The organism is Paenibacillus sp. J22FR21, assembly GCF_056269135.1.
The window spans coordinates 526,051-546,932 of sequence record NZ_JBWDNJ010000003.1 but is presented as its reverse complement, the minus strand read 5'-3'; the positions used below and the strand labels follow the sequence as shown (position 1 = coordinate 546,932).

Annotated in this window: 16 protein-coding genes; 7 read left to right on the top strand and 9 right to left on the bottom strand. The window is 51.4% G+C overall.

What is annotated here, in order from left to right:
- Positions 1-89: 89 nt before the first annotated feature.
- Positions 90-3,434 (bottom strand): tetratricopeptide repeat protein, encoded by a 3,345-nt coding sequence (locus AC0YNS_RS13090; protein ID WP_475781429.1) that lies wholly within the window; start codon positions 3,432-3,434, stop codon positions 90-92.
- A gap of 334 nt (positions 3,435-3,768) precedes the next feature.
- Between AC0YNS_RS13090 and AC0YNS_RS13085 the strand changes: the two genes are divergently transcribed.
- Entirely contained in the window at positions 3,769-4,761 is a 993-nt protein-coding gene (locus AC0YNS_RS13085) for a beta-ketoacyl-ACP synthase 3 (RefSeq protein ID WP_475781428.1), read from the top strand.
- A gap of 134 nt (positions 4,762-4,895) precedes the next feature.
- Positions 4,896-5,822 (top strand): J domain-containing protein, encoded by a 927-nt coding sequence (locus AC0YNS_RS13080; protein ID WP_475781427.1) that lies wholly within the window; start codon positions 4,896-4,898, stop codon positions 5,820-5,822.
- Between the two features lie 98 nt (positions 5,823-5,920).
- On the opposite strand, the gene AC0YNS_RS13075 is transcribed toward AC0YNS_RS13080, so the two are convergent.
- Positions 5,921-7,057, bottom strand: a complete 1,137-nt coding sequence (locus AC0YNS_RS13075; protein WP_475781426.1) for a sn-glycerol-1-phosphate dehydrogenase — start codon at positions 7,055-7,057, stop codon at positions 5,921-5,923.
- 204 nt (positions 7,058-7,261) lie between these two features.
- On the opposite strand from AC0YNS_RS13075, the gene AC0YNS_RS13070 reads away from it, so the two are divergent.
- A complete protein-coding gene (locus tag AC0YNS_RS13070) occupies positions 7,262-8,350 on the top strand; it encodes a glycosyltransferase family 4 protein (RefSeq protein ID WP_475781425.1) in 1,089 nt (362 codons plus the stop codon).
- 104 nt (positions 8,351-8,454) lie between these two features.
- Positions 8,455-9,171, top strand: coding sequence for a glycosyltransferase family 2 protein (locus AC0YNS_RS13065; protein ID WP_475781424.1), 717 nt, complete (start codon positions 8,455-8,457; stop codon positions 9,169-9,171).
- A 75-nt stretch (positions 9,172-9,246) separates the two neighbouring features.
- On the opposite strand, the gene AC0YNS_RS13060 is transcribed toward AC0YNS_RS13065, so the two are convergent.
- Positions 9,247-9,978, bottom strand: coding sequence for a Stf0 family sulfotransferase (locus AC0YNS_RS13060; RefSeq protein WP_475781423.1), 732 nt, complete (start codon positions 9,976-9,978; stop codon positions 9,247-9,249).
- 454 nt (positions 9,979-10,432) lie between these two features.
- On the opposite strand from AC0YNS_RS13060, the gene AC0YNS_RS13055 reads away from it, so the two are divergent.
- Complete coding sequence (locus AC0YNS_RS13055) at positions 10,433-11,320, top strand: helix-turn-helix domain-containing protein (protein ID WP_475781422.1); 888 nt, start codon at positions 10,433-10,435, stop codon at positions 11,318-11,320.
- A 178-nt stretch (positions 11,321-11,498) separates the two neighbouring features.
- On the opposite strand, the gene AC0YNS_RS13050 is transcribed toward AC0YNS_RS13055, so the two are convergent.
- Both AC0YNS_RS13050 and AC0YNS_RS13045 read right to left on the bottom strand, forming a co-directional pair.
- On the bottom strand, positions 11,499-11,792 hold the full coding sequence (locus AC0YNS_RS13050) for a hypothetical protein (RefSeq protein ID WP_475781421.1): 294 nt from the start codon (positions 11,790-11,792) through the stop codon (positions 11,499-11,501).
- A gap of 199 nt (positions 11,793-11,991) precedes the next feature.
- Positions 11,992-14,646 (bottom strand): GH116 family glycosyl-hydrolase, encoded by a 2,655-nt coding sequence (locus AC0YNS_RS13045; protein ID WP_475781420.1) that lies wholly within the window; start codon positions 14,644-14,646, stop codon positions 11,992-11,994.
- Positions 14,647-14,809: 163 nt separating this feature from the next.
- Between AC0YNS_RS13045 and AC0YNS_RS13040 the strand changes: the two genes are divergently transcribed.
- The gene (locus AC0YNS_RS13040) at positions 14,810-15,283 is read left to right on the top strand and encodes a hypothetical protein (RefSeq protein WP_475781419.1); all 474 of its coding nucleotides are present in this window, start codon (positions 14,810-14,812) and stop codon (positions 15,281-15,283) included.
- Positions 15,284-15,360: 77 nt separating this feature from the next.
- Here the strand turns inward: AC0YNS_RS13040 and AC0YNS_RS13035 are convergent, their stop codons facing one another.
- The 3 genes from AC0YNS_RS13035 to AC0YNS_RS13025 form a co-directional block, all read right to left on the bottom strand.
- The gene (locus tag AC0YNS_RS13035; protein WP_475781418.1) at positions 15,361-17,490 is read right to left on the bottom strand and encodes a D-apionate lactonase family protein; all 2,130 of its coding nucleotides are present in this window, start codon (positions 17,488-17,490) and stop codon (positions 15,361-15,363) included.
- A 92-nt stretch (positions 17,491-17,582) separates the two neighbouring features.
- The gene (pcp, locus tag AC0YNS_RS13030) at positions 17,583-18,230 is read right to left on the bottom strand and encodes a pyroglutamyl-peptidase I (RefSeq protein ID WP_475781417.1); all 648 of its coding nucleotides are present in this window, start codon (positions 18,228-18,230) and stop codon (positions 17,583-17,585) included.
- 21 nt (positions 18,231-18,251) lie between these two features.
- A complete protein-coding gene (locus tag AC0YNS_RS13025; protein ID WP_475781416.1) occupies positions 18,252-18,551 on the bottom strand; it encodes a bL32 family ribosomal protein in 300 nt (99 codons plus the stop codon).
- A 206-nt stretch (positions 18,552-18,757) separates the two neighbouring features.
- On the opposite strand from AC0YNS_RS13025, the gene AC0YNS_RS13020 reads away from it, so the two are divergent.
- On the top strand, positions 18,758-19,237 hold the full coding sequence (locus AC0YNS_RS13020) for a hypothetical protein (RefSeq protein WP_475781415.1): 480 nt from the start codon (positions 18,758-18,760) through the stop codon (positions 19,235-19,237).
- A gap of 75 nt (positions 19,238-19,312) precedes the next feature.
- On the opposite strand, the gene AC0YNS_RS13015 is transcribed toward AC0YNS_RS13020, so the two are convergent.
- Positions 19,313-20,794: an aldehyde dehydrogenase family protein gene (locus AC0YNS_RS13015; protein ID WP_475781414.1), complete on the bottom strand. Its 1,482-nt coding sequence runs from the start codon at positions 20,792-20,794 to the stop codon at positions 19,313-19,315.
- Between the last annotated feature and the right edge of the window lie 88 nt (positions 20,795-20,882).

Genomic DNA, 20,882 nt, shown 5'->3' with positions numbered 1-20,882 from the left:
CTCGGCATTTGCCAAGGCAGATGGGATAGGGAATATCCTAAAAACATCATAAAAAAAGAAGCGCTTCAAAAGCGCTTCTTGGTTCGCGATTATGCCTTCACCTTCAAATAACCATCTATTTCCTTGAGAATGGTTTCGGTGATGCTTTTGTGTTGAGTGACTTCGGCAGCAAACTGCGGCATTGGACGCACCACGGCGGCGACATCGCATAAACCGTTCATTTCGCTGCAACGAACACGATATTCTTCTTTACCTGACTTCCGGTATAGCTCTTCGTTCAAAGAGAGCGCATGGATCCGATATGCTGAGGATTCGGAATTCAGCTTCCACATCGCATAATAAATGGCTGCCTGCTCCTGCTGATCGGAATACTGCATCAGCATCTTATGAAGCTGCTCCAAGGCCTCAATCGGGCTTATACGGCTTAACCCCGCATTCAAATGCAAGAGCTGCAAAAGAAGCTTGAGTTGCATATCTCGTCGATTAAGCCTCTTAGCGATCTTCAGCGCTTCTTCCGCTATTTCCACTGCATGATCGTATTGATTCTGGTGTAGACTCTTCACACTCATGAGATAGAGCGCGTTACATTCAAAAAGAGGAGCGCGAAGCTGTCGGCTCAGTCGAAGCGAGCGATCAACGAACGGATTGGCTTCCTCATCTCGAAACTGCAATAATAAGTTATTGGCTTCCCATCCGAGCAAGTTGGCGGTAAAACGCCAATCCTTGATGGCAATGGCTTCTTCAAGGCAATAGGCGATACACCCAGCCGCTATCGTATAGGATCCCAGACATCCATAATATTTGCCGAGCATCCCCAATGCGATAGTCAGACCCATCCGGTCACCGATCAATTGGCTGATCTCAATCTTATCCACGATGCAGTCGAAAGCCTGGTCCATTTGGTCGGTGTCGAGATAGACAAGCGCCAATCCGCCCAAGGCTTTCGCGACAGCGTTCTTATCACGAAGCTCCGTCGCGAGCTTGAACTGCTTCTTGTATGCATGAATCGCTTGGTCGAATTCACATTGATGATAGAACAGACCCCCAATAACGCCGTAGAACCGGCAATCCTCCTTCGCGCGATCTCCGGAAGGAGGCAATTCCATTCTTACTGTCAAATAGTGAAGTGCCTTGTCGTTATTTCCCATGTAGTAATGCAACATACCAAGCGTTCCATAGGCAGAGCCAAGACCGGAATGGTCGTCGATCAGCTCAAAATGGCGTCGAGCCCGTTCCAAGTGAAAGCTTGCTTCCTCATATCTTCCCTGCAATCGCAGGCAATTGCCAAGCGCAACGTCGCAGATCGATCGTTCCTGCAGCTCAGTTGAATTCCCATCTTGTGCTAGCCATTGTCTGTAAATCTGCTCCGCTTCGTTCCAATCTCCCGTTATGATAAGAGCATCGCCGAGTTTCATTAGGGTCGGCAGCATCTGTTCGGGAGGCAACAAGGAGATGAGCTTCCGGTAACACTTTATCCGGGTTGCATTGGCATAAATTTTCTCTGCAACAGATGCGGCCATTTCGTAATAGAGAATAGCCTCTTTTTTCATAACCGCAAGTTCGCAATGAAAGGCAATTTCCGCAGCAACGGCTTCAAGCCGCTCTTGATGAAAAGCAATCAATGCGATTGCGATTTTCCGGTGGTATCGGCGGCGCAAGCTCTCGTTTTTCAGCGTATACGCAGCTTCCCTTAGGATATCATGAGTAAAGTCGTATTTCTCGTCCTCTGTCTCTTGCATGACTTTCCATAGCAACAAGTGCTCCATTTGTTCAAGCATCTCTTCCTCTCCCAAGCCTGCCAGCATCGCCATAAGCGCTAATGATACAGGTCTGCCGACAGCGGCAAAGATGGATACAAGATGTCGATTATCCGGCGAAAGCTTCATTAATCGATTTAAAATGATGGATTTCACATAAGGCGAAAATCGAAATTCAATGTTGTCGCTACCCATTTGCCATTCTTTCAACGTTTCCACTATATACAGTGGATTGCCGCCGATTTCCGCGTATAAATTGGACGAATGGCTGTCTGCCAACTCATCGCCGACATTAGCGGCCATCAGCCGTTTCGTTTCTTCCTCACCGAATGGTGCCAGCTCGATTTCCGTCAGCTTCCGTTCCATTCGAAGCCTCGAGACAAATTGTACGATGGCATCGCCCGGAGACTCCTCCGTTCTCATTGTCGCGACAACTAACAGCTTTGACTTGGTTTCATTACGGAGTAGATAAGAGAGGAATTGCAGCGTCTCTCCATCGCACCATTGAATATCGTCAAGGAGGAGGAGCAGCGGTTGCTGAACCAGCAGCATCCGCTCTATCGCTTCATACCATTGGTTCAATTGCCAGTTGTCCTGAATGAGATCCGGCTTCGGCAAGTCCGGGTATCGTTCCCACAGTTCTGGCAGCAAACGGGTCAATTCCGACAGCCAGATCGGACTGAGCTGCGGCAAGGGAACACTCCTGAGCCATGCTGTGATCGGTGTGTAGGACAATGATCTAACTGACGGGTAGCATCCGGCAAAGGCCGTTTGGTACCCTTGTCTCTCTACCCATGCTTTAAATTCCAAAGCCAATCTGGTTTTGCCGATTCCCGCCTCACCCTTCAACAGCAGGAGGGAATTTCTTCCGATCGTTGCCTGCTTCCAGTCGCTAACCATGTTTCCCCATTCGCTGATTCTGCCGACCAGCGGAGTCTTGCTTTGTTCAGCAGTCGGTGGTTCGCTGCCCATTTGCGTGAGTCTTTCTACAAGCTGTAAAGTTTCCTCCGCAGGACCAATCCCTAGCTCGTCTTGCAGTATGCTGCGCAATTGCTGATAAATTAGCACTGCGCCTGCCATGTCATTATTCAAGGCATGGAGCCTCATCAGCTTACGGTAAGTTTCCTCCCTTAATGAATTCAGTACAAGCTGCTTATTCGCATATAATAGGGCCGACGAGTACTCCCGCTGATTTTCCAGAATAGAAATAAGCTTGTCGAGTACAGATGAATACGTTTGCGCCAATTGATCCCGCTTGGCACCAAGCCATTCCTCTTGAAAACCGGGCAGAAGCTCTCCTCTGTACAATTCTTCCGCTTTGCGAAGCTCGTAAAGGGTTCTTCCTTCTGCCCCCTGTTCAAACTCGCGCACATCCAAATAAACGGGTAATTCAAGATTCCACTGCATGTATGCTGGAGTAATTTTGAGATATCGATCGGTTTGTGGAAGACATTCCCGCAGGTCGTGAAGGAGTTTCCGCAAATTGGATAAGGCTTGTTTCTCTGTGGAGTCCGGCCAGAAATCAAAGGCAATTTGTTTCCTCGTTTGCGGCATGTCAAAAGCTAGTACCAAGTATGCCAGCAGCCGCGCCTTTGCACCGGAAGTAGACGTCGTAAAATCTTCTTCGTCAAAGGTAATTTTATAACCGCCTAATAGTTGAATGCTGCAGCCAGCCAAACCGTCCCCTCCCCCTTCGCAAATCTCCCCTAACCATTTATTCTATTTTTGCATCCAAATCCCTCGTGTGCTGACCTGTTAATTAAATCATCAAGGTTGCTGGATAATTTATCAGTACTGGAACACAATATTTGTAGTGTTTATGCCGTAATTTGATTAAAAATAGATCGATGTGCGTGAATAAATCAATTATCATAGTTACGAAAATTCTCTCATTAATTAAGCAAATATTCTCAACAGTTTTGACACCAGACATAGACATGTGTAATAAAAAGGTGTACGCTACTATTATTAATATCAGATCATAGTACCTAGTACTAAGGAGATGAAGAACATGCTGCAACATCCTTTACGATCACTGGCATCTATAACTGCTTTTGGCGCTTATGTCCCTGAACGTGTGTTAACGAATCAAGATTTAGAGCAGATGGTAGAAACGACGGACGAGTGGATTTTCCAGCGGACCGGCATCAAAGAAAGACGGATTGCCGCAGACGATCAGTTCTGCAGCGACCTTTGCTTCGGCGCGGTTCGAGACTTACAGCTCCGCTACGGAGTCGTGCTGGAGGATGTCGATTATATCCTAGTCGCAACAACTACGCCGGATACCTATTTCCCAAGTATGGCTGCACGGGTACAGGCGGAGTTTGGTATTACTTCGTGCGGAGCGGCCGATGTGCAAGCGGCTTGCGCTGGTTTTGTCTCGGGACTGCAGCTCGCCAATGGGTTATTGCTCTCAGGTGCTTATCACAAAATTCTCGTTATCGGCGCGGAGACGCTCTCCAAAGCGACGGATTACACCGACCGCTCCACATGTATTCTGTTTGGTGACGGTGCCGGAGCGATGCTCATAGAACGCAGTGAGGACGGGGCTTTCCTCGCTTCCTACAACAATACGAAAGGCAATGACGGCCATCAGCTATACCGCTCATCGCTTTCTTCCGCCATTGATGGCGTGCCGATTCAGACAAACGGCATGATCGTTCAGAACGGGCGCGAGGTGTATCGCTGGGCGGTAACGACTGTGCCTAAAGGCATTCAAACCTTGATGGACCAGAACAACCTGACGCTTGCGGACATCAACTGGTTCGTTCCGCACAGCGCCAATATGCGGATCGTGGAATCGGTTTGCGAGCGGACCGGTATTCCCCTTGAGCACACACTGACTAGCATGCGGGAATATGGCAATACGTCTGCAGCTTCCATCCCGCTCGCTCTCGATCTTGCCATCAAGGATAATCGGATCAAAACCGGCGATATGGTCTTACTTTACGGCTTCGGCGGCGGCTTGACGGAGTCCGCTCTGCTGCTTCGCTGGACGCTATAAGAGAAGACTGACAGCCCTTTGCCAGAAAGTACATGGCGGGGCTGTTTTGTTTTATTTTGCCCGAATGGTGGCAAAGGAAGTATACTAGTAGACATACAAGTATAAGTTTAAGAGAAAGTGTAGGTAGCCCGCTTATGAATGATCTGAAACAGGCTTATGAGCTGCTTGGCCTGCCGGAAGGCGCAGCGAAGGAAGATGTGGAGAAGCGTTATTTTATTCTGATCCGCCGTGACCGTATGACGAAGCAACGTGAAGTAACCGATCATACCGAAGAGCAAGGCGTCAGTCTGGAAGAGATTAACCGGGCGTACAAGCTGATCCTGGAGATGGAAGATCAGAAGACGACGGAGCAGTTTAATCAAGCGAATTACGGCAAATATAAGGCGATGGGGCCTTTCGTTCAGAAGACCGAGCACTTCTTTAACTACTATAAGTTTCATGTTCTTGGTGTAATCGCTGTCATTCTGATTATTATTTTCGGAACGCGTGCGTATATCGATCATCGCCACGAGATGGCAGAACTTGCGAAGCTTCCGCCTGTTGATGTGAGCGTTTCCTTCTTCGGCGAATACTTCAGCGAGGACGGCACTTATCCGATGTCCGACCTTAAGCCGCTCGAGAACCGATTCCTCTCGCAGTTCCCGGATTGGAAGCGCGTCACCGTGTTCTTCACGTATGTCCCTTCCCAAATGAACAGTCAGCAGGACTCTGCAATGATTCAGAAAAGCATGATCGATCTCATGATGAACAAGGCTGATGTCTACATCATGGATAAAGATAACTTCATTAAGCTCGCTCAGGATGGCTCGTTGCTTCCGCTTGATGGCGAGAATCTAAGCAAGCTGGGGCCGGGCTACACACCTGAGCAGGCTATGAAAACGGTGACGGAGGACGTTCCGGACCCGCATGTATACGGCGTCGATATTTCCGACAGCCCGCTGATGAAAGGCGTTCCGGTCTTCGGCAAAGAGTACATTGCCGGCATCCGGATCAACGGCGAGAAACAAGACAACGCGTTTAAGTTTATCGCGAATTATTTGCAGCCTGCTGCTGCGAAGTAAGGATAAGGGCAAGGGCCGTACCTGGAGTCAACTTTGTTGACTCGGGTACGGCCCTTTTGTTTGTTGGCGCGCTGATTGTTGCGCCGACATTCTTGCTCTCAAGAACTCGCCCGCAGCACCAGATGCTTCAAGCCCGTGTAGCGATTCCGCAGCTTATGCGCTTCTTGCATCGCTTCGGCGATGAGCGCGTCGGACAGGCCGATCTCGGCCGGATCGGACGGTCCGCCGGCTGCGCGGAGCCAGTCCCGCAGCTGGTCGGCATGCGGAAGCGCGCCATAGATGGCGGGGTACTCCGCGACAAGCTGCTCGCGGTACAGCTCGGCGAGCAGCACCGAAGCGACGCCGACCTTGGCCCCGTGCAGCAGCTGCCTGCGGCCCTCGCGGATGTACGCCATCTCGAAATGATGCGACAAATGATGCTCGCCCCCAGACGCCGGGCGGGAATGTCCCACAAGCAGCATGGACCAGCCGGACAGCAGCAGCGCCTCCATCAGCACGCCAACCCCGCTAAGCGAACCTGTTGCGATCTCGTTCACGTTCTCGATGCACGTCATGAGCGCCTGCTCGGTGAGCTCATAAGCCAGCGGGCAGAACGGCTCGCCTGCCAGCTCATGCGAGAATCGCCAATCGGCAAGCGACGTAAACTTGCCGAGCATATCGGCGAAGCCCGCTGCCGTAAGTCGCTGCGGCGCAGCGGCAAGGACATGCAAATCCGCGAAAACGGCACATGGCGCGACGGCCGGAACCGTTATTTTCACGCCATCAACAATGATCGGCGCGCCAACGGAGGTGAATCCGTCCACCGATGCCGCTGTCGGAACGGACAAGAAATCACGTCCTGTCTGATAACACACGAACCGCACGATATCATGGATCGTGCCCGACCCTACGGCCAGAATCGCCTTAACATGCGACGGCGTTTCCAGCATCAATTGCACGATCGTCCGCTCATCCGCAATGACATCCCCTTGGGCATTTGGCTTCAGCATGCAAATCCGGCAAGCCGCCCCCGCTTCCTCAAGATGCGCAGCAAGCGTTTGTCCCGCTGCCTCCCACGTATTCGCATCGACGACAAGTACGACCTCGCCGTATCCTCTATCTTGTACAAAAGGAGCAACCTGACGCAACGCATCCGCATCCAGCACGCCGGCCATCCTGATAGGGGCAAACACAACCCCTTCCGACTTCACTCTGGCTGCAGCGTTTACTTCGTCTAATGCCAATTGGATATTCATTCCCACCGTTCCTCTCGCATTTATACATGCACTGAACCTTCGTCCTTTTCAGTATACATCGTTGCGCATTAAAATCGCTCTTTAAGATGGGTTCCTATCCGTGATTGATACTTATCTCCTACTGATCAACAACTACCCACACGCGCGTCTACTCTTCCACATATTGTAATCATATGTGTTTGCTAGATAGGGAGGCTGCAACTGATGAAGCTGCTATTCACGTATTTTATTCCAAGCGGCGGGATCGAAACGCTGAATCGGCTGCGCTATCATGCGCTTCGAGCGGTTGGCATAGAGGCGCACGCGCTCTATTTGTGGGATGGCGCAGGTAGGCAGAATATGATTGGCATCCCTCATTACGTCACCAATAGTAATGAGGAGATTCAAGCCATTCTAGCTGCGCAGCAATATGATGCTATCATTGTAACCTGCGACCATCTTATGCTGGAACGGCTGTACGGACTTGGTTACCGGGGTGCCATGATTTACGAGGCTCAAGGACTCGGCACGAAGGAGCAAGCATTGGCTACTTTCGTATTTGCCTCAGGTTATATTCGCACGTATGCCAGAGCTGCCATTAGCCCGCCGACCTCACATCTCATGGGGCTTTTTCAAACCTACCTGGGTACCCTCCCGCGATTCTATGTGCAAAATATGATCGATACGGGCAGCTTTATCCACCATCATGTGCCGCTATTGAATCCTACCGGTGCGCCAATCCTAGGCTGGATCGGTCGTCTGGAGCGCAACAAAAACTGGCCGCTTTACTTGTCGATTTGCAGTGAACTGGTCAAGGAGCGCCCGAATATGCAGCTATGGATTTTTGAAGATGCCACGATATCAGAACCCGGCGAGCGAGAGAAATTCTACGCCAAGCTGTATGAGCTCAATCTGCAGAACAATATTACGATACGCTCCAATATGCCACATAGCCATATGCCCCATTACTTATCCGCAATCGGAGATTCCGGCGGCATGCTGCTTTCAACCTCAACCACCGAGGGCTTCGGTTATGCTGTCGCAGAAGCGATGAGCTGCCTTTGTCCGGTGCTCTCCACCGATTCCGATGGCGTTCGCTGCTTCATTACGCATAATCAGACCGGGAAATTTTTCGTGAGTCATACGGTAGAAGAGGCTGTTCGAGAAGCAAAGGATCTAACGGACAACAGACCGCTAAGAGAGCTCATCGTTCGTGGCGCTAAGGAGCACATCCAAACCGCATTCTCCCCAAACCGATATGCGGCTGATTTGATCAACATCTTCATCGCACTCCGGTTAATGCAGCATGCTTAATCTGCAAAAATGGTTTTCTACCTAAGAACAACTGCTGTGTCTGCATTCGCCCTGTCCCCATATAGTAAGGATAGATATGAAACCGTCGAGGTGAGAGAAAGACTATGCTGCCAAAAGTGTCGATCGTCATTCCTTTCTATAACGATCCTTATGTTGATCAAGCTATCGTCAGTGCGCTCTATCAAACCTATCCGAATATCGAAATCATCGTCGTTGATGACGGCTCGACCCGGCATCAGAACATGATCGCCCCTTATCGCAGCCGCATTCATTATCTTGGCAAAAGAAACGGTGGAACAGGCAGCGCACTGAACTACGGCATTACGATGGCCACCGGCAAATACGTCGCGTGGCTCAGTTCTGACGATCGATTCACGCCGGATAAAGTGGAACGGCAAGTGGCCTATATGGAACAAACACAGGCGCGTATCTGCCATACGGATTACCATGTCATCAATGAACATGGGGCAATTACGGAATATACGGCAGCAGCCAAATATGCGTCAGCCAAAGCGTTCATTAACGGTATACGGCACGGATGTCCGGTCAACGGATGCACGATTATGATGACCAAAGAGCTGTTTCACGGTTTAGGGGGCTTCAACGAGGGGTTGCCCTATACCCATGACTACGATATGTGGATCCGCGTGCTGCTTTCTCGTGTTGATTTTCATTATCTGAATGAGCCGCTGACATTGTACCGCCGCCATTCCCAGATGGGGACGGTCCGAAACTTCAACACGGTCATGCATGAGGCTAACGGCGTCAATGCCAAATATGCGCATCTGCTCGATCAACTGCTCGCAACACTGCCTGGCTAGCTGATTCGACAAGAAGAGAATGCCTGCTGAGATTACTTTCGGCGTTGGGCATTCTCTTCTTGTTGTCAGGCCTAATTACCACGCCCGATTCGTCCAGCCATTCTGTCTTTCCTCACGGAAGCGCTGTACCCACTGCTCGGCAATGTCATCTGCAATCGGATCAAAATGTGGTGGTGCTACAACAACACCCTCCGTCTCCATGCCCAAATAGGTCAGAATATCCAGCACCGTCTGCTCGTAGTTCCGGATAAAATCCTCATAGACGATGGTCATCGGCGTAATTCCGCCCTCAATGAAGAACTCTTCCATCGCTGCCTCGCGCAATACCGATTCCGCCACCAAATGATTAATCGCATCAAAGTTATACTCATTGGAAATATCGACTTCACTAGGCTTCTGTCCATGCCCGCGGTGCCATTCATCTGAAACAATCGCACGCCACCAGGATATGGCAAGACGTACTTTGTTCCGCCTCGTCATGAAGATGTATTTGCAGTTTGGAAAAGCAGCTTCCCACACAGCCGGCCGAGGTACATCGTCTGCCAGATTATAAGCCGCTCTAAAACACGTGATCCACTTGTCGAACTGAGGGAAGCATATTGAATCCTTGATACCGAAGACCCCGTTCGGAGTAGTCCCTTCCTCCAATTTCTGCTCGATCTCTTGTAAGCTGATTGTTTCGGGATCATTAACGTGCATCCATTCTCTCGGAACCCCCGCTACACCTGTCGATGTCAGCGCTTCTGCGAGCAAAGTACTTCCGGTTCGTTGCGAGAAAAAGATCGTATACGATTGAGTTGGTTTCATAAGGTTATTCCTGCTTTCATCATGGATTATTTGTAGGTATGGAGTAAAATGCACGCAAAAAAGCCGCAGATGAACGAATGTCCATCTACGGCTTCAGGCAGCACGAGTACGCAGCACGGGCTGCGCGTCCGATTAGGCCAAGCGTTAAGGATGAATGTTCATGACAGGGTTCATGGTAGCCGGTAACACAAACAGACCGCTGCTGAGCAGCTGTTCGATCGCGTGTTGTAGCTATCATGCCTATTCAGATATCGATTAACCGATAACTGCTGTCAAGAACTGGGTCATCTTTGCACGCTCCATCCTCTTACAAATTTATCCTAGTGTAATCGCTTCCTTATTCGATCGTCAAGTAAAATTTTACTTAACAAGAATTATCATCCAACATAAGCTTCCCTCAGCCAGACCTGCTATGATAGATTAGACGAACTATTTTATACTAGGCAGGTTACTTATGAATGCTACTCAGCTTGATCTTGTTCCCTACATTCGTTCCGCGGCGAATGCGATTCGTAAGCCCTTCCTCCTCGGCGAGCGCACCTTGCTCGATTACGTGATTCTTTATGTGCAAGAGGGAACGATGCGCGTGACACTTACTCGGGAGAGTAGAGTATTTACCATAACGAGCGGGCAATTCTGCATGCTGCAGCCCGGTGATCTTCATATTCTGGAGGGGACGACGGATACCATCTCCCCGTATGTCCATATGGATCTATTCTATAACCCGCATCGCGAGCGCAGCTTCGTGACGTTGCCCGGGCAACTACAAGTCGCTGGGCAAGAGGAGCTGATCCAGCCTCGGATTTCTGAATTGGAGGGCTTTCAACAGATACCGATCCTATTCACGCCCCGAAATAAATCGGCATTCGTCGAAACGCTGCTTGCGCTCATTCAAGCCTGGGATGACGGAGCTTGCGGACTGCTTAATCGGATGAAGGCGCATGGCGCCGCACTGCAATTGATTTTCCAGCTGCTTGAGCCGTATGTCGAGGAGGAGCGGACTCCGAATAAGAGCCACTCGCTGCTCGGCTGGGTAACATCCTATTTTGCTTTGCACATCTCAGAGCCGCTGCGGGTAGCCGACATGGCAAAAAGGGCGAACCTGTCCGTGCCGCGCTTCAACGTCGTATTCCGCGAGACATTCGGCGTTTCGCCCTATCACTATTTTCTTATGATGCGGCTCAAGCACGCAAAAGAGCTGCTTCGCACGAGTATGCTGACTATGCACGAAATCGCCGATTATTGCGGCTTTACGGACAATCATCATTTTGCCAACACGTTCAAGCGAACGACGGGAGTTACTCCCGGCCAATACCGGGCCGGGATGAACGAAAGCGAGTAGGGTGGATGGCTAGTGTGGATGTATAGGGCGTAGTGGGCTAGAGCTTATGCGGCTTGTGGACGACTTGGGTGTGAACGGCTTAGGCGTAGTCGGCTGGTTGAACGGACGGCTTAGGTGTGGCATTTAGAGTGGAGCGCATAGAGATGCGCCTCTAGAAACAGGGAAAGAGAGGTACGATCTACCTCTCTTTCCCTGTTTCTACTGATTTCCCGCTCATGTAGACCCCTGGGTACCCTTCATTAGCGGATTCCACCGGATTTCCGCTGATGTAGACCTCTGGGTACCCTTCATTAGCGGATTTCACCAGAATTCCGCTCATGTAGACCCCTGGGGACTCTTCATTAGCGGATTTCACTGGATTTCCGCTCATGTAGACCCCTGGGTACTCTTCATTAGCGGATTCCACTGGAATTCCGCTCATGTAGACCCCTGGGTACCCTTCATTAGCGGATTTCACCGGAATTCCGCTCATGTAGACTCCTGGGTACTCTTCATTAGCGGATTTCACCGGATTTCCGCTCATGTAGATCCCTGAGAGCTACTCTTTCGCCGAATCCCCCGGTTTCCCACCAATATGTGGCTCCCAGAACCACTCTTTCGCAGAATCCCCCGGTTTCCCACCAATGTGTGGCTCCCAGAACCACTCTTCTGCTGAACCCATCACTATTCCGCTAATGGGTTACTCCCAGAGCCACTCCATTCACCAAGCTCAATACCACTCGAATCGAGCTATTCGGCGAGAGCACGGCGCTGCCGTTAACTAGGCTTAGCTGCTCTCCGCTCTGCTCGAATTGCAGCTCTTCGTCGCCTAGGCGAACGGTTTTCACGCGGCTTGTGAGCGCTTCGCCCAATTGAAGGCGTTGCAGCGCAAATTCCCCGTAGAGCACTTCGATTTCAAGCGCATCTTCACCGCATTTTACCGTTCCCCATGCGCCGTCCAGAGCCCAGAAAGCCTGATAACTCGCCGCACCGACTCCTGCTGCAGCCGCAACCTTCGGCTCAAAACCGAGCAGCCCCTGCCCTTTGTGATAGTGGAATCCACTGTAAGCATGCAGCAGCGAGTAGCTGGCCATCGAGCGGGCATAATTGCTGCCGCATTCGATTTCATTCCAAGGATTGCGGCGGTTCCCATCGTAGCGGCGGCGAATGGCTTCGACTATGGATAAGCCTTCCTCGTACAGGCCCTCTTGAATCATGTGCACCGCAGCTTGATATTCGAAGCCGGTCATCGTCTCCGAATTATAGGTCAGCGGAACGGCTGGTTTCGTCCTACCTTCCGGCCAGGTGCAAATGAGCAATCCGCCCTCGTCGCCTAGCGAATACAACCGCCATGGGTTGGCTTCCTTCCTCATCTCGCTCTTGAAATTATAGCGATAGAGCGATTGCAGCGCCGTTCGCGTCTGCTCCCCGTCAAAGATCTCGCCTAACCCGCACAAGTTGGCATGCCACTGCGCGACGACCTGATCGATGCTGCAGCCTTCGCCGATTTGGTATTTGATCTCGCCCGCTTCCGCATTCCAGTACGCATTCACTACTGCATTGTCGAACGACGACTTCCCATCTGAATAGCGGGTAAGCTGCGACAAATCTTGTAATTGAACCTGCTGCGTATAATATTCTCCGTTAAACAGCTCGCGGTCGGTATAGGCTTTTCCACGTTCGAACAGCCCGCGGTAGAGCTCCGCCGTTTCCGGCTCGCCCAGATAATCCGCGATCTCCGCCCCCGCCTTCAAAGCGGCCAGGTAGAATCCGTTCAGCCATGAATTCGGCCCAAACAGCTCCATATCGAGCGTATGATGCTGCCGTCCTTCGAGCACGCCATCTTGATTGGCATCCCATTGGTCCTCATTGGTCTCGGCCCACGCGTAGGAAATCATCGATTTTGCCGCTTCCCAGTGCCCTCTTAGCCACTCGTCATCTCCACTAATCCGCCAATCCCGGTACAGTTTAATGATCCCGCCGAATTGCCCGTCAGCACAGGCGTGATATTTGGAGCGCTCGCGCCCAACAGGAAGCATCAGTCGGAACTGCATCTGCCCGTCTTCGCGGCGATTATGTTTAAAGTCCAGATCGCGCATGCTCCGCTCCAGCTGCGGGAACAAATACGGCAGCGCATAAGCGTAGTTCCAAACATGCGTACAGGAGCCTTCGCAGCAGCCGACATCCTCGATGCAGCCTTCGAAGCCGTAGAAAGACCCATCCTCGAGCCGCAGACAGGTTGGCGATTTCAGCACGGATAAATTCGCCACTACCGCATCCAGTACAGCCTCCGGAAGCGTTGATCCATACAGTGCATCACGGAATAGCCGCGTTTCTCGCTCCAGTCGATCCCACTCTGCAAATGCATATGCACTGCTGGCGAGCGAGTCTTCGAATCGAACCGCATAGTGATTTTTCCAGATGGTCTGTTTGCCGTCTTTCTCGGGATTCCAATGGTTGTACATGAACGGACTGCTCCAAGCGAGCATGAACCTTACACTGCGCGACTCACCTGCTGGTACGTTTATTGACGCTGCCAGTGAAGCCATATCTTGATTGCGGAATTTGGCATCCGGCTCATATTCGCGATTGTTGAAGGGTCCAAACGTAGTGAAATCCCGCCAAAACATCTCTAGCGAGTCACACCATCCGCCGCGATACCAGTACTGTTGGTAGCTGCCCTCTGTTTGATCCGTCGCCATCGTCAGCTCGCCATATTCCGGATTGTCCTTCTGCTCCGATTGTGTTGCCATATGTATTCGCTTCAAGCCGTTATCGTTCACAAAGCGGTGCTGACTTGGCGAGGTCTTCATCATATTCGCCGAAGATAAATTGACAGTGTAGGTTAATGCCTGCTCAGTCGTATTCGATACGGTAATCGTAAAGAAAGCTGCCGGCAGACTGGAATCATCTTCATTCGAAGGAATGAACGGATTAAACGCGCTCATTCGCACTTGCCCTGGGAATGCCGGATCTTGAAACTCGATATCAGCCATCGGGAACGTACCCGTGAAGACAGTCTTCTCAAAATGAGGCATTCCCCCCAGCGTCCCAGCATGCGGGCCAAATCCATATCCGGAATGCAGCGCGCCTCCTCGCACCGGCTCACCCATATATGGAGGTTGGAGTTCCCCTTGTAAAATCCGAGCGTCAAGCACGCGCTCGCCATCCTCCGCTTTGATTGCAAAATGACTAAGCACATTCATGCTGCGCTTGTTTGGACGATTCAAAATCTCCCAATCCATTAATCTGCCATTACCCGCCAGACCGATGCAGCCTGTGCCAATGCCGCCTATCGGAAACGATATCGCATTTAGCCGCTCATCCTCATATACAAATTGCTTCACTGTAATCGCTCCCTTCTACTTCACATTGTAGTACGAAGCCAGAGAGGAAGCATTGTAAAAGGGCTTTCTTTTGTTGTAAATTCCGATTGAATTTTGACTTACACCCTATAGCACACTTACAACCAAGTAACTGGTATAATGGCTATAACTGGAAATCAAAGGAGTGAGGAATGTCGCACGTTGGATAATGAGCACACTTATTATTTTGTGCAGCGTTGTTGTTCTTAGTGGATGCACGAAACCGTCTGATATTTATGGAGGTATCAGCAAAACTGACTTTCCTGAATTGACCGATTCCAATCTCGAATATGTCTATGAGTATAGAGGGCATGCCGATAATTGGAGTGCTGTTCTGTTCGTTTACGAGCTCAAAGGCGCAGATCAATTCAAAATGAAAGAGGTGCTTGTGTACAACGGTGAAGATCCGAGACCTACCGGCCAACTTTCGACCGAATACACATTTGGTGACGCCGTTGGCGGCTCCGGCATATTAATTCCCGAGGCACCGGAGAACGGAATTTATGCGATGCTTCCATCGCTCGGAACGAAGGAGCTAATACCAAACACAACTGCCAAGCTGCTGGTCAAATGGGGAGCTCAGTCTGAGTATTTCGAGTTAAAGTCTGTGTCGGAGTAGCGTTCGCAGCAGTTATTTATCCCTATAACAAAAACAAGGATGCGGGCTTAGGCTCGCATCCTTGTTCACGTCCAACCTTAACGCACCACTACAACCGCGAACGGAAGCAGCTCCAGCTCAAAAGAGCCGTCATCCTGCACCACCGGCGCCGGATACGCTGCCGGCGCAACCGGCTGGACCGATCGCTCATCCAACGCGAACAGCTCCGCCGGCTTAATCGCCGTCGACTGCACACGAACGCGAATGGTTTCGTTCGTATAATTCGCTGCGAGCAGCGTCACAGCGCCATCAATGCTTCTGACTGCGAGCGCGTCGCAGCATAACCGATCAGATACTTGGCAATCCAGCACTTCTGCACCTTGCAGCTTGGCCGCAGCTGCCAATACATGATAGAGCGGATACTTCTCTTCCCCGCCATCATGCATAACCCCAAGCGGACCGGCTGTCTCTAGATAGCAGACCCGCTCGGCTCCGGCTTCCGATAAGCTTCGCAAGCTGCCAAGCGTCCACGCCGCGCCGAACAACGACCATTGGCGCGCATCGGTATGATTAGCCCGGTCCTCGGACTTGCGCCTTCCTTCTTCGCTAGTCGTGTTCGGATTCAGACGCGGCTTAAACGTGATTGGACCGATGCTTAGCGGCATTCCGGGCACAATACTTCGCGCACTGCGAACCGTATCGGCCTGAGCGGAAACCGTCTCGGCGAGTGAAGCAATATCGAAGGCATGCACCTGCGGATTAATCGTGTACATCGCCGCTTCCATCGGAGCAAGCGGCAGCTCCGCGCGGTTCAGCTCCGTGAAGTAAGCACGAGTGCCTCCGCCAACGCGAAAGGACAGCTTCGCCGAATCGCGCAGCTTCATAAGCTCGGAGGACAGCTCATGACTGCTCACGAATCCGGCCTCTGGGAATACAAACACCGTATCCACCGTAGCTTCCACTTCGGCAATAGCTTGAACAAGTGTCTCCAGCAACTGCTGGCCTGGGCTTTGGGTTTGCCCTTGCCCTTGCCCTTGCCCTTGCCCTTGCCCTTGTCCTTGTCCTTGTCCTTGTCCTTGCCCTTGTCCTTGCCCTCCCACTTCGCCTTCCCTTTTCCCCGGTACAACCACTTCAAGCTCTATACCTGCACCAAGCGCGCTTGCGGCAGCCGCCGTATTCGCAAGCTCCTGCTCCCAGCCCGCATCTGCCAATCGAATAACAGCTCGTAGGAAAGTAAGATCAAGCGGGCGAAGTGCCTCAATCTCAGTCATCGCTGCCGTACGGCCCGGCGTCATGCCTAAACCGATACCCGGAACCTGCCCGACCACATGGTCACGCAACTCAATTCTAATCTCTTGTGTACCCGAGAATTCAGCCGAACCCCTTACCAAGTCTCCGCCAACCTCATCCGAACTCAAGTCCGAATCAAGCGAATCCACAGCCTCGTCCACTTCCACTCTCTCACCAATCAACTTAAGCGTAACCGATTGCTTAACTCGCTCCCCACGTACCACTTCCACCGGGTAAGGGATGCTAAGCGGTGTGCAATATGTTTTGTAAGAGGCATCTGTCCAATTTCGCTGATCCTCCATCTCGAACAAATCACCGCTAAATCGCAGCTCCGCAGTCAGCTTCGGCGTTATTTCATGGCGAATAGCTGCCATGCCGAGGAATGGCTGATGCGGCGAAATCCGCTCCGGGAACACCCCCGAAATAGTCCGGTTCCCCGTTCCGATCTCCGACTTGTTCCCCATCCCGTCCCCCGACTCGCTCCCCGTCCCTTCCGCCGTCTCTACCTCCACCTTACAACCTGCCAGATTGGAAGGATGCAGAATGCAGAAGCCAATTCGGTTGCGAAGAAACGTCGAACGCGCCTCACCGTCGAATGTGAAGCTAATCGTTCCATCCTTCGAGCCGGTGATGGCTCCCTCCCACTCCAAGTCGATTTCGCCCTGCCGATGCTCTGCTACGAAACTGACTTCAAACTCATCCCTGCGATTCGTCACCACACGAAACTCCCGAAAAACCGGCTTGATCGTGCCCCAGTTCTGATCCCGGACAGCGGCGTAGATGCCACGCACAACTTCTTGCCCGCCATGGCGAATATAACGAAGTCCGCCCTCTTCCAGCGCAGCTGTCAGTGGCCCCGCCTTTAGTAGCAGCCGCTCCGGCAGCGGCTCGGCACTTCCGTACCGCAACACGGATATCTCCTTTGCCTGACTTACCATAACTCACGCTCTCCCCTTAGTTAGGCTTGCTTCTTCAAACACAGCACCCAGTCACTTTCATGCTCATCACTTTGAACTCCAAGATCATTCCGTCAGTGCAGCTGACCCTCTGAAGCAATAATATCGTGATCATGCTGAACACTTGTAACCACGGCGATTTCGATGGCTTTCACCATATCTTCCAGACTCATGCTAGGCAGCTGAGGCTTCTGATTCGTTTGGATCGGTAAGTAGGGGATATGAATGAAGCCGCCTCTTATCGCCGGAAACTCCGTCGCAATCATATGCTGAAGACCATAGAAGAGATGATTGCATACAAATGTACCCGCAGTATGGGATACCGAGGCCGGTATGCCTGCTTTGCGCAGCTGCGCGGTAATGGCCTTTATCGGCAGTGAGGACCAATAGGCAACCGGACCTGCTACCGCGATAGGCTCATCGATCGGCTGATTACCCTCATTATCCGGGATACGGGCATCATTCAAGTTGATCGCCACTCGCTCTATCGCAATATCGCTTCGGCCTCCCGCTTGCCCGACGCAGATCACTACATCCGGCTTTACCTCCAGAATGGCCTGCCTTAGTGTTTGTATGGACTTCGTGAACACCGTCGGGATCGGTCTGACCTCCACTTCGAACCCTTCAAATGGCTGATGGCTCAAATGGCTGACTACCTCCCATGCGGGATTGATCGTTTCTCCACCAAATGGATCAAAGCCGGTTAACAAGACTCTGTTCATGAAGCTCCGCCTCCTCGCTTGCTAATCCTTCAGTCTCAAACCGCAGCTCGGACATTCCGGATCATGCTGGATAACTTTCTCGCCACAAGCAGGGCATTCCTCGTAGAGGTCTTCAGGTGCGCCGGGTTGATTTGATCGGAGCCGCTGGGCTGCATTGTGTTTACTCGGTTTGCCTTCCTTCTTCGCATCATACAAATAATCCCTTATGTCCTGAATGTTCTTAGCCATGTTCGAAGAATCCAGTGCGGACTGAATGACTGCATGCAATATAAAGAAGAAAACGGAAACCATAATCAACCACAGAACAATCGCTCCAACCATTGTGAATCCCCTTTTCGCTTCTCATCGCTTTGATAGTAAATAGTAGCTACCTCCCTATCTTCTCTATCTCTCACACGAATACCTCCCTGCCTTTCCAATTGAGTCTTTCTTCCTCTAACGGGATTCGAGAGATGATAAATGCGCGATAGACTAGTCCATTTGCTTAAACAAATCATAGAATACTAGTAGTGATTGGAGGTGATTATATGCCCATTCAATTTCTGGATTCTCGTATTTCCATTCATAGCAACGAATTCGGCGGATCAGACCCATTATCCGATTTGCCTCTGTTAATCGGGGACATCGGTCTGCAAGTTCTGGGTGCGATTCCACTCAACACATCCAACGTCCGCGTTGCTTTGACAGGGACGGCAGTCATCGATTTCGCACCGGCGGTAGAGCCTGAAGAAGGGATTCTGGACCCAACTGTCGTGACGCTCACTGTGGAACGCGGCGGCGACGGCACTGCAGGTACAGGTGTGATGATTCTTAATGAACAGTTCGAAATTTATCGTTGGAGCACCTTGTTCCCGATCACAGTGTCTGCCGGCGACTTTCCGCCTGCAGCTGATGTCTTAGGCCAACAAATTCGTTACACGCTGTTTATTGCCGTAGACGGTTATTTCAGTCTCGTTCTAGCCGGCCCTGCCGTATTTAACGGCATCGCTTCGGCTGGTTCGACTTAGTGTCCTTCCATTAGAAAAGGGCCAATGAACGGAAGCGATGCTTCGCGTTCATTGGCCCATTTTTTCAGCTTATCGTTATTGCATATTTATCCAGACGCTCTTGACTTCGGTGTAGTTGCGAAGCGCGTAGTCGCCCATTTCGCGTCCGATGCCAGACTGCTTATAGCCGCCAAAAGGAGAAGCAGCGTCAAACATATTGTAGCAGTTCACCCACACAGTACCTGCGCGAAGCCGGTTGGCTACATAGTGAGCATTTTTAAGATTCTCTGTCCACAGACCGGCGGCAAGTCCGTATTCACTGTTATTGGCGCGATCGATCACATCATCGATGGATTCAAACGGAATCGCACACACAACCGGACCGAAGATTTCTTCGCGGGCGATGGTCATCGATTCGTCAACGTCGGCAAAAATCGTCGGTTTGACGTAATAGCCGGCATCGAATCGGTCCTCCCCACCGCAAACGAGCTCCGCACCTTCCACGCGTCCTTGGCGAATATAGCCGAGCACTTTTTGCTGCTGCTCCAGTGATACAAGCGGGCCCATTTCCGTGTCGGCGTGAATGCCGGGTCCCTGTTTAATTTGGGCTGCAAAGGACGCCATGTCAGCAACCACGTTATCATATGCTTTTTTCTGAACGTACACGCGGCTTCCGGCGCAGCACACCTGCCCTTGGTTAAACATTACGCCCCCGAGTGCACCGGGAATCGCGCGGGAGAGATCCGCATCCGGCAGAATAATGTTCGGTGATTTGCCCCCAAGCTCGAGGGTTACGCGTTTAACATGGTCCGCCGCTTGACGCGCAATGAGTTTGCCGACTTCCGTGGACCCGGTGAAGGCAATTTTATTGACATCGGGGTGATTGACAAGCGCTTGGCCTGCCGTTTCACCAAAGCCCTGGACAATGTTAACGACGCCATCCGGAAAGCCCGCTTCTTGAATGAGCTTTGCCAAATAAATCGCGGACAACGGCGTTTGTTCTGCCGGCTTTAATACGACGGTACAGCCTGTGGCAAGGGCGGGACCCAGTTTCCATGCCGCCATTAATAGCGGGAAGTTCCACGGGATAATTTGTCCGACAACGCCGACAGGCTCGTGTCTGGTGTAGTTGAAATATTCGCCGGCTACGGGAATCGTTTGCCCTGTAATTTTAGTTGCCCATCCCCCGTAGTAGCGGAAATGATCTATTGCAAGCGGAAGATCGGCTGCTCGCGTTTCGCGGATCGGTTTCCCGTTATCGAGCGACTCGAGCTGTGCAATCTCTTCACAGTTTGCTTCAATTAGATCAGCGAGTTTAAATAAAAGACGACCACGCTCAGAGGCGCTCATTGTACGCCAAGGACCGCTTTCAAAGGCTTGTCTTGCGGCAGCAACGGCGCGGTTAATATCCTCTTCTTTGCCCTCGTGCACCTGAGCAAGCGGCTTTCCGGTTGCCGGGTTATAGCTTACGAATGTTTTGCCTTCAGCTGAAGGTACAAATTGACCATTGATAAATAGCTGCTGCGGCTGCTTGAGTAGATTTTCAATCGATTGATTTACTTTAACTTCCTGTGCCATTCGTTTACATCCCTCCACTTGGATTGTAGTTATGTTCACTCAATCACAAATATATGGGGGAATGTCCCATTTCATAACTGCACAAAGT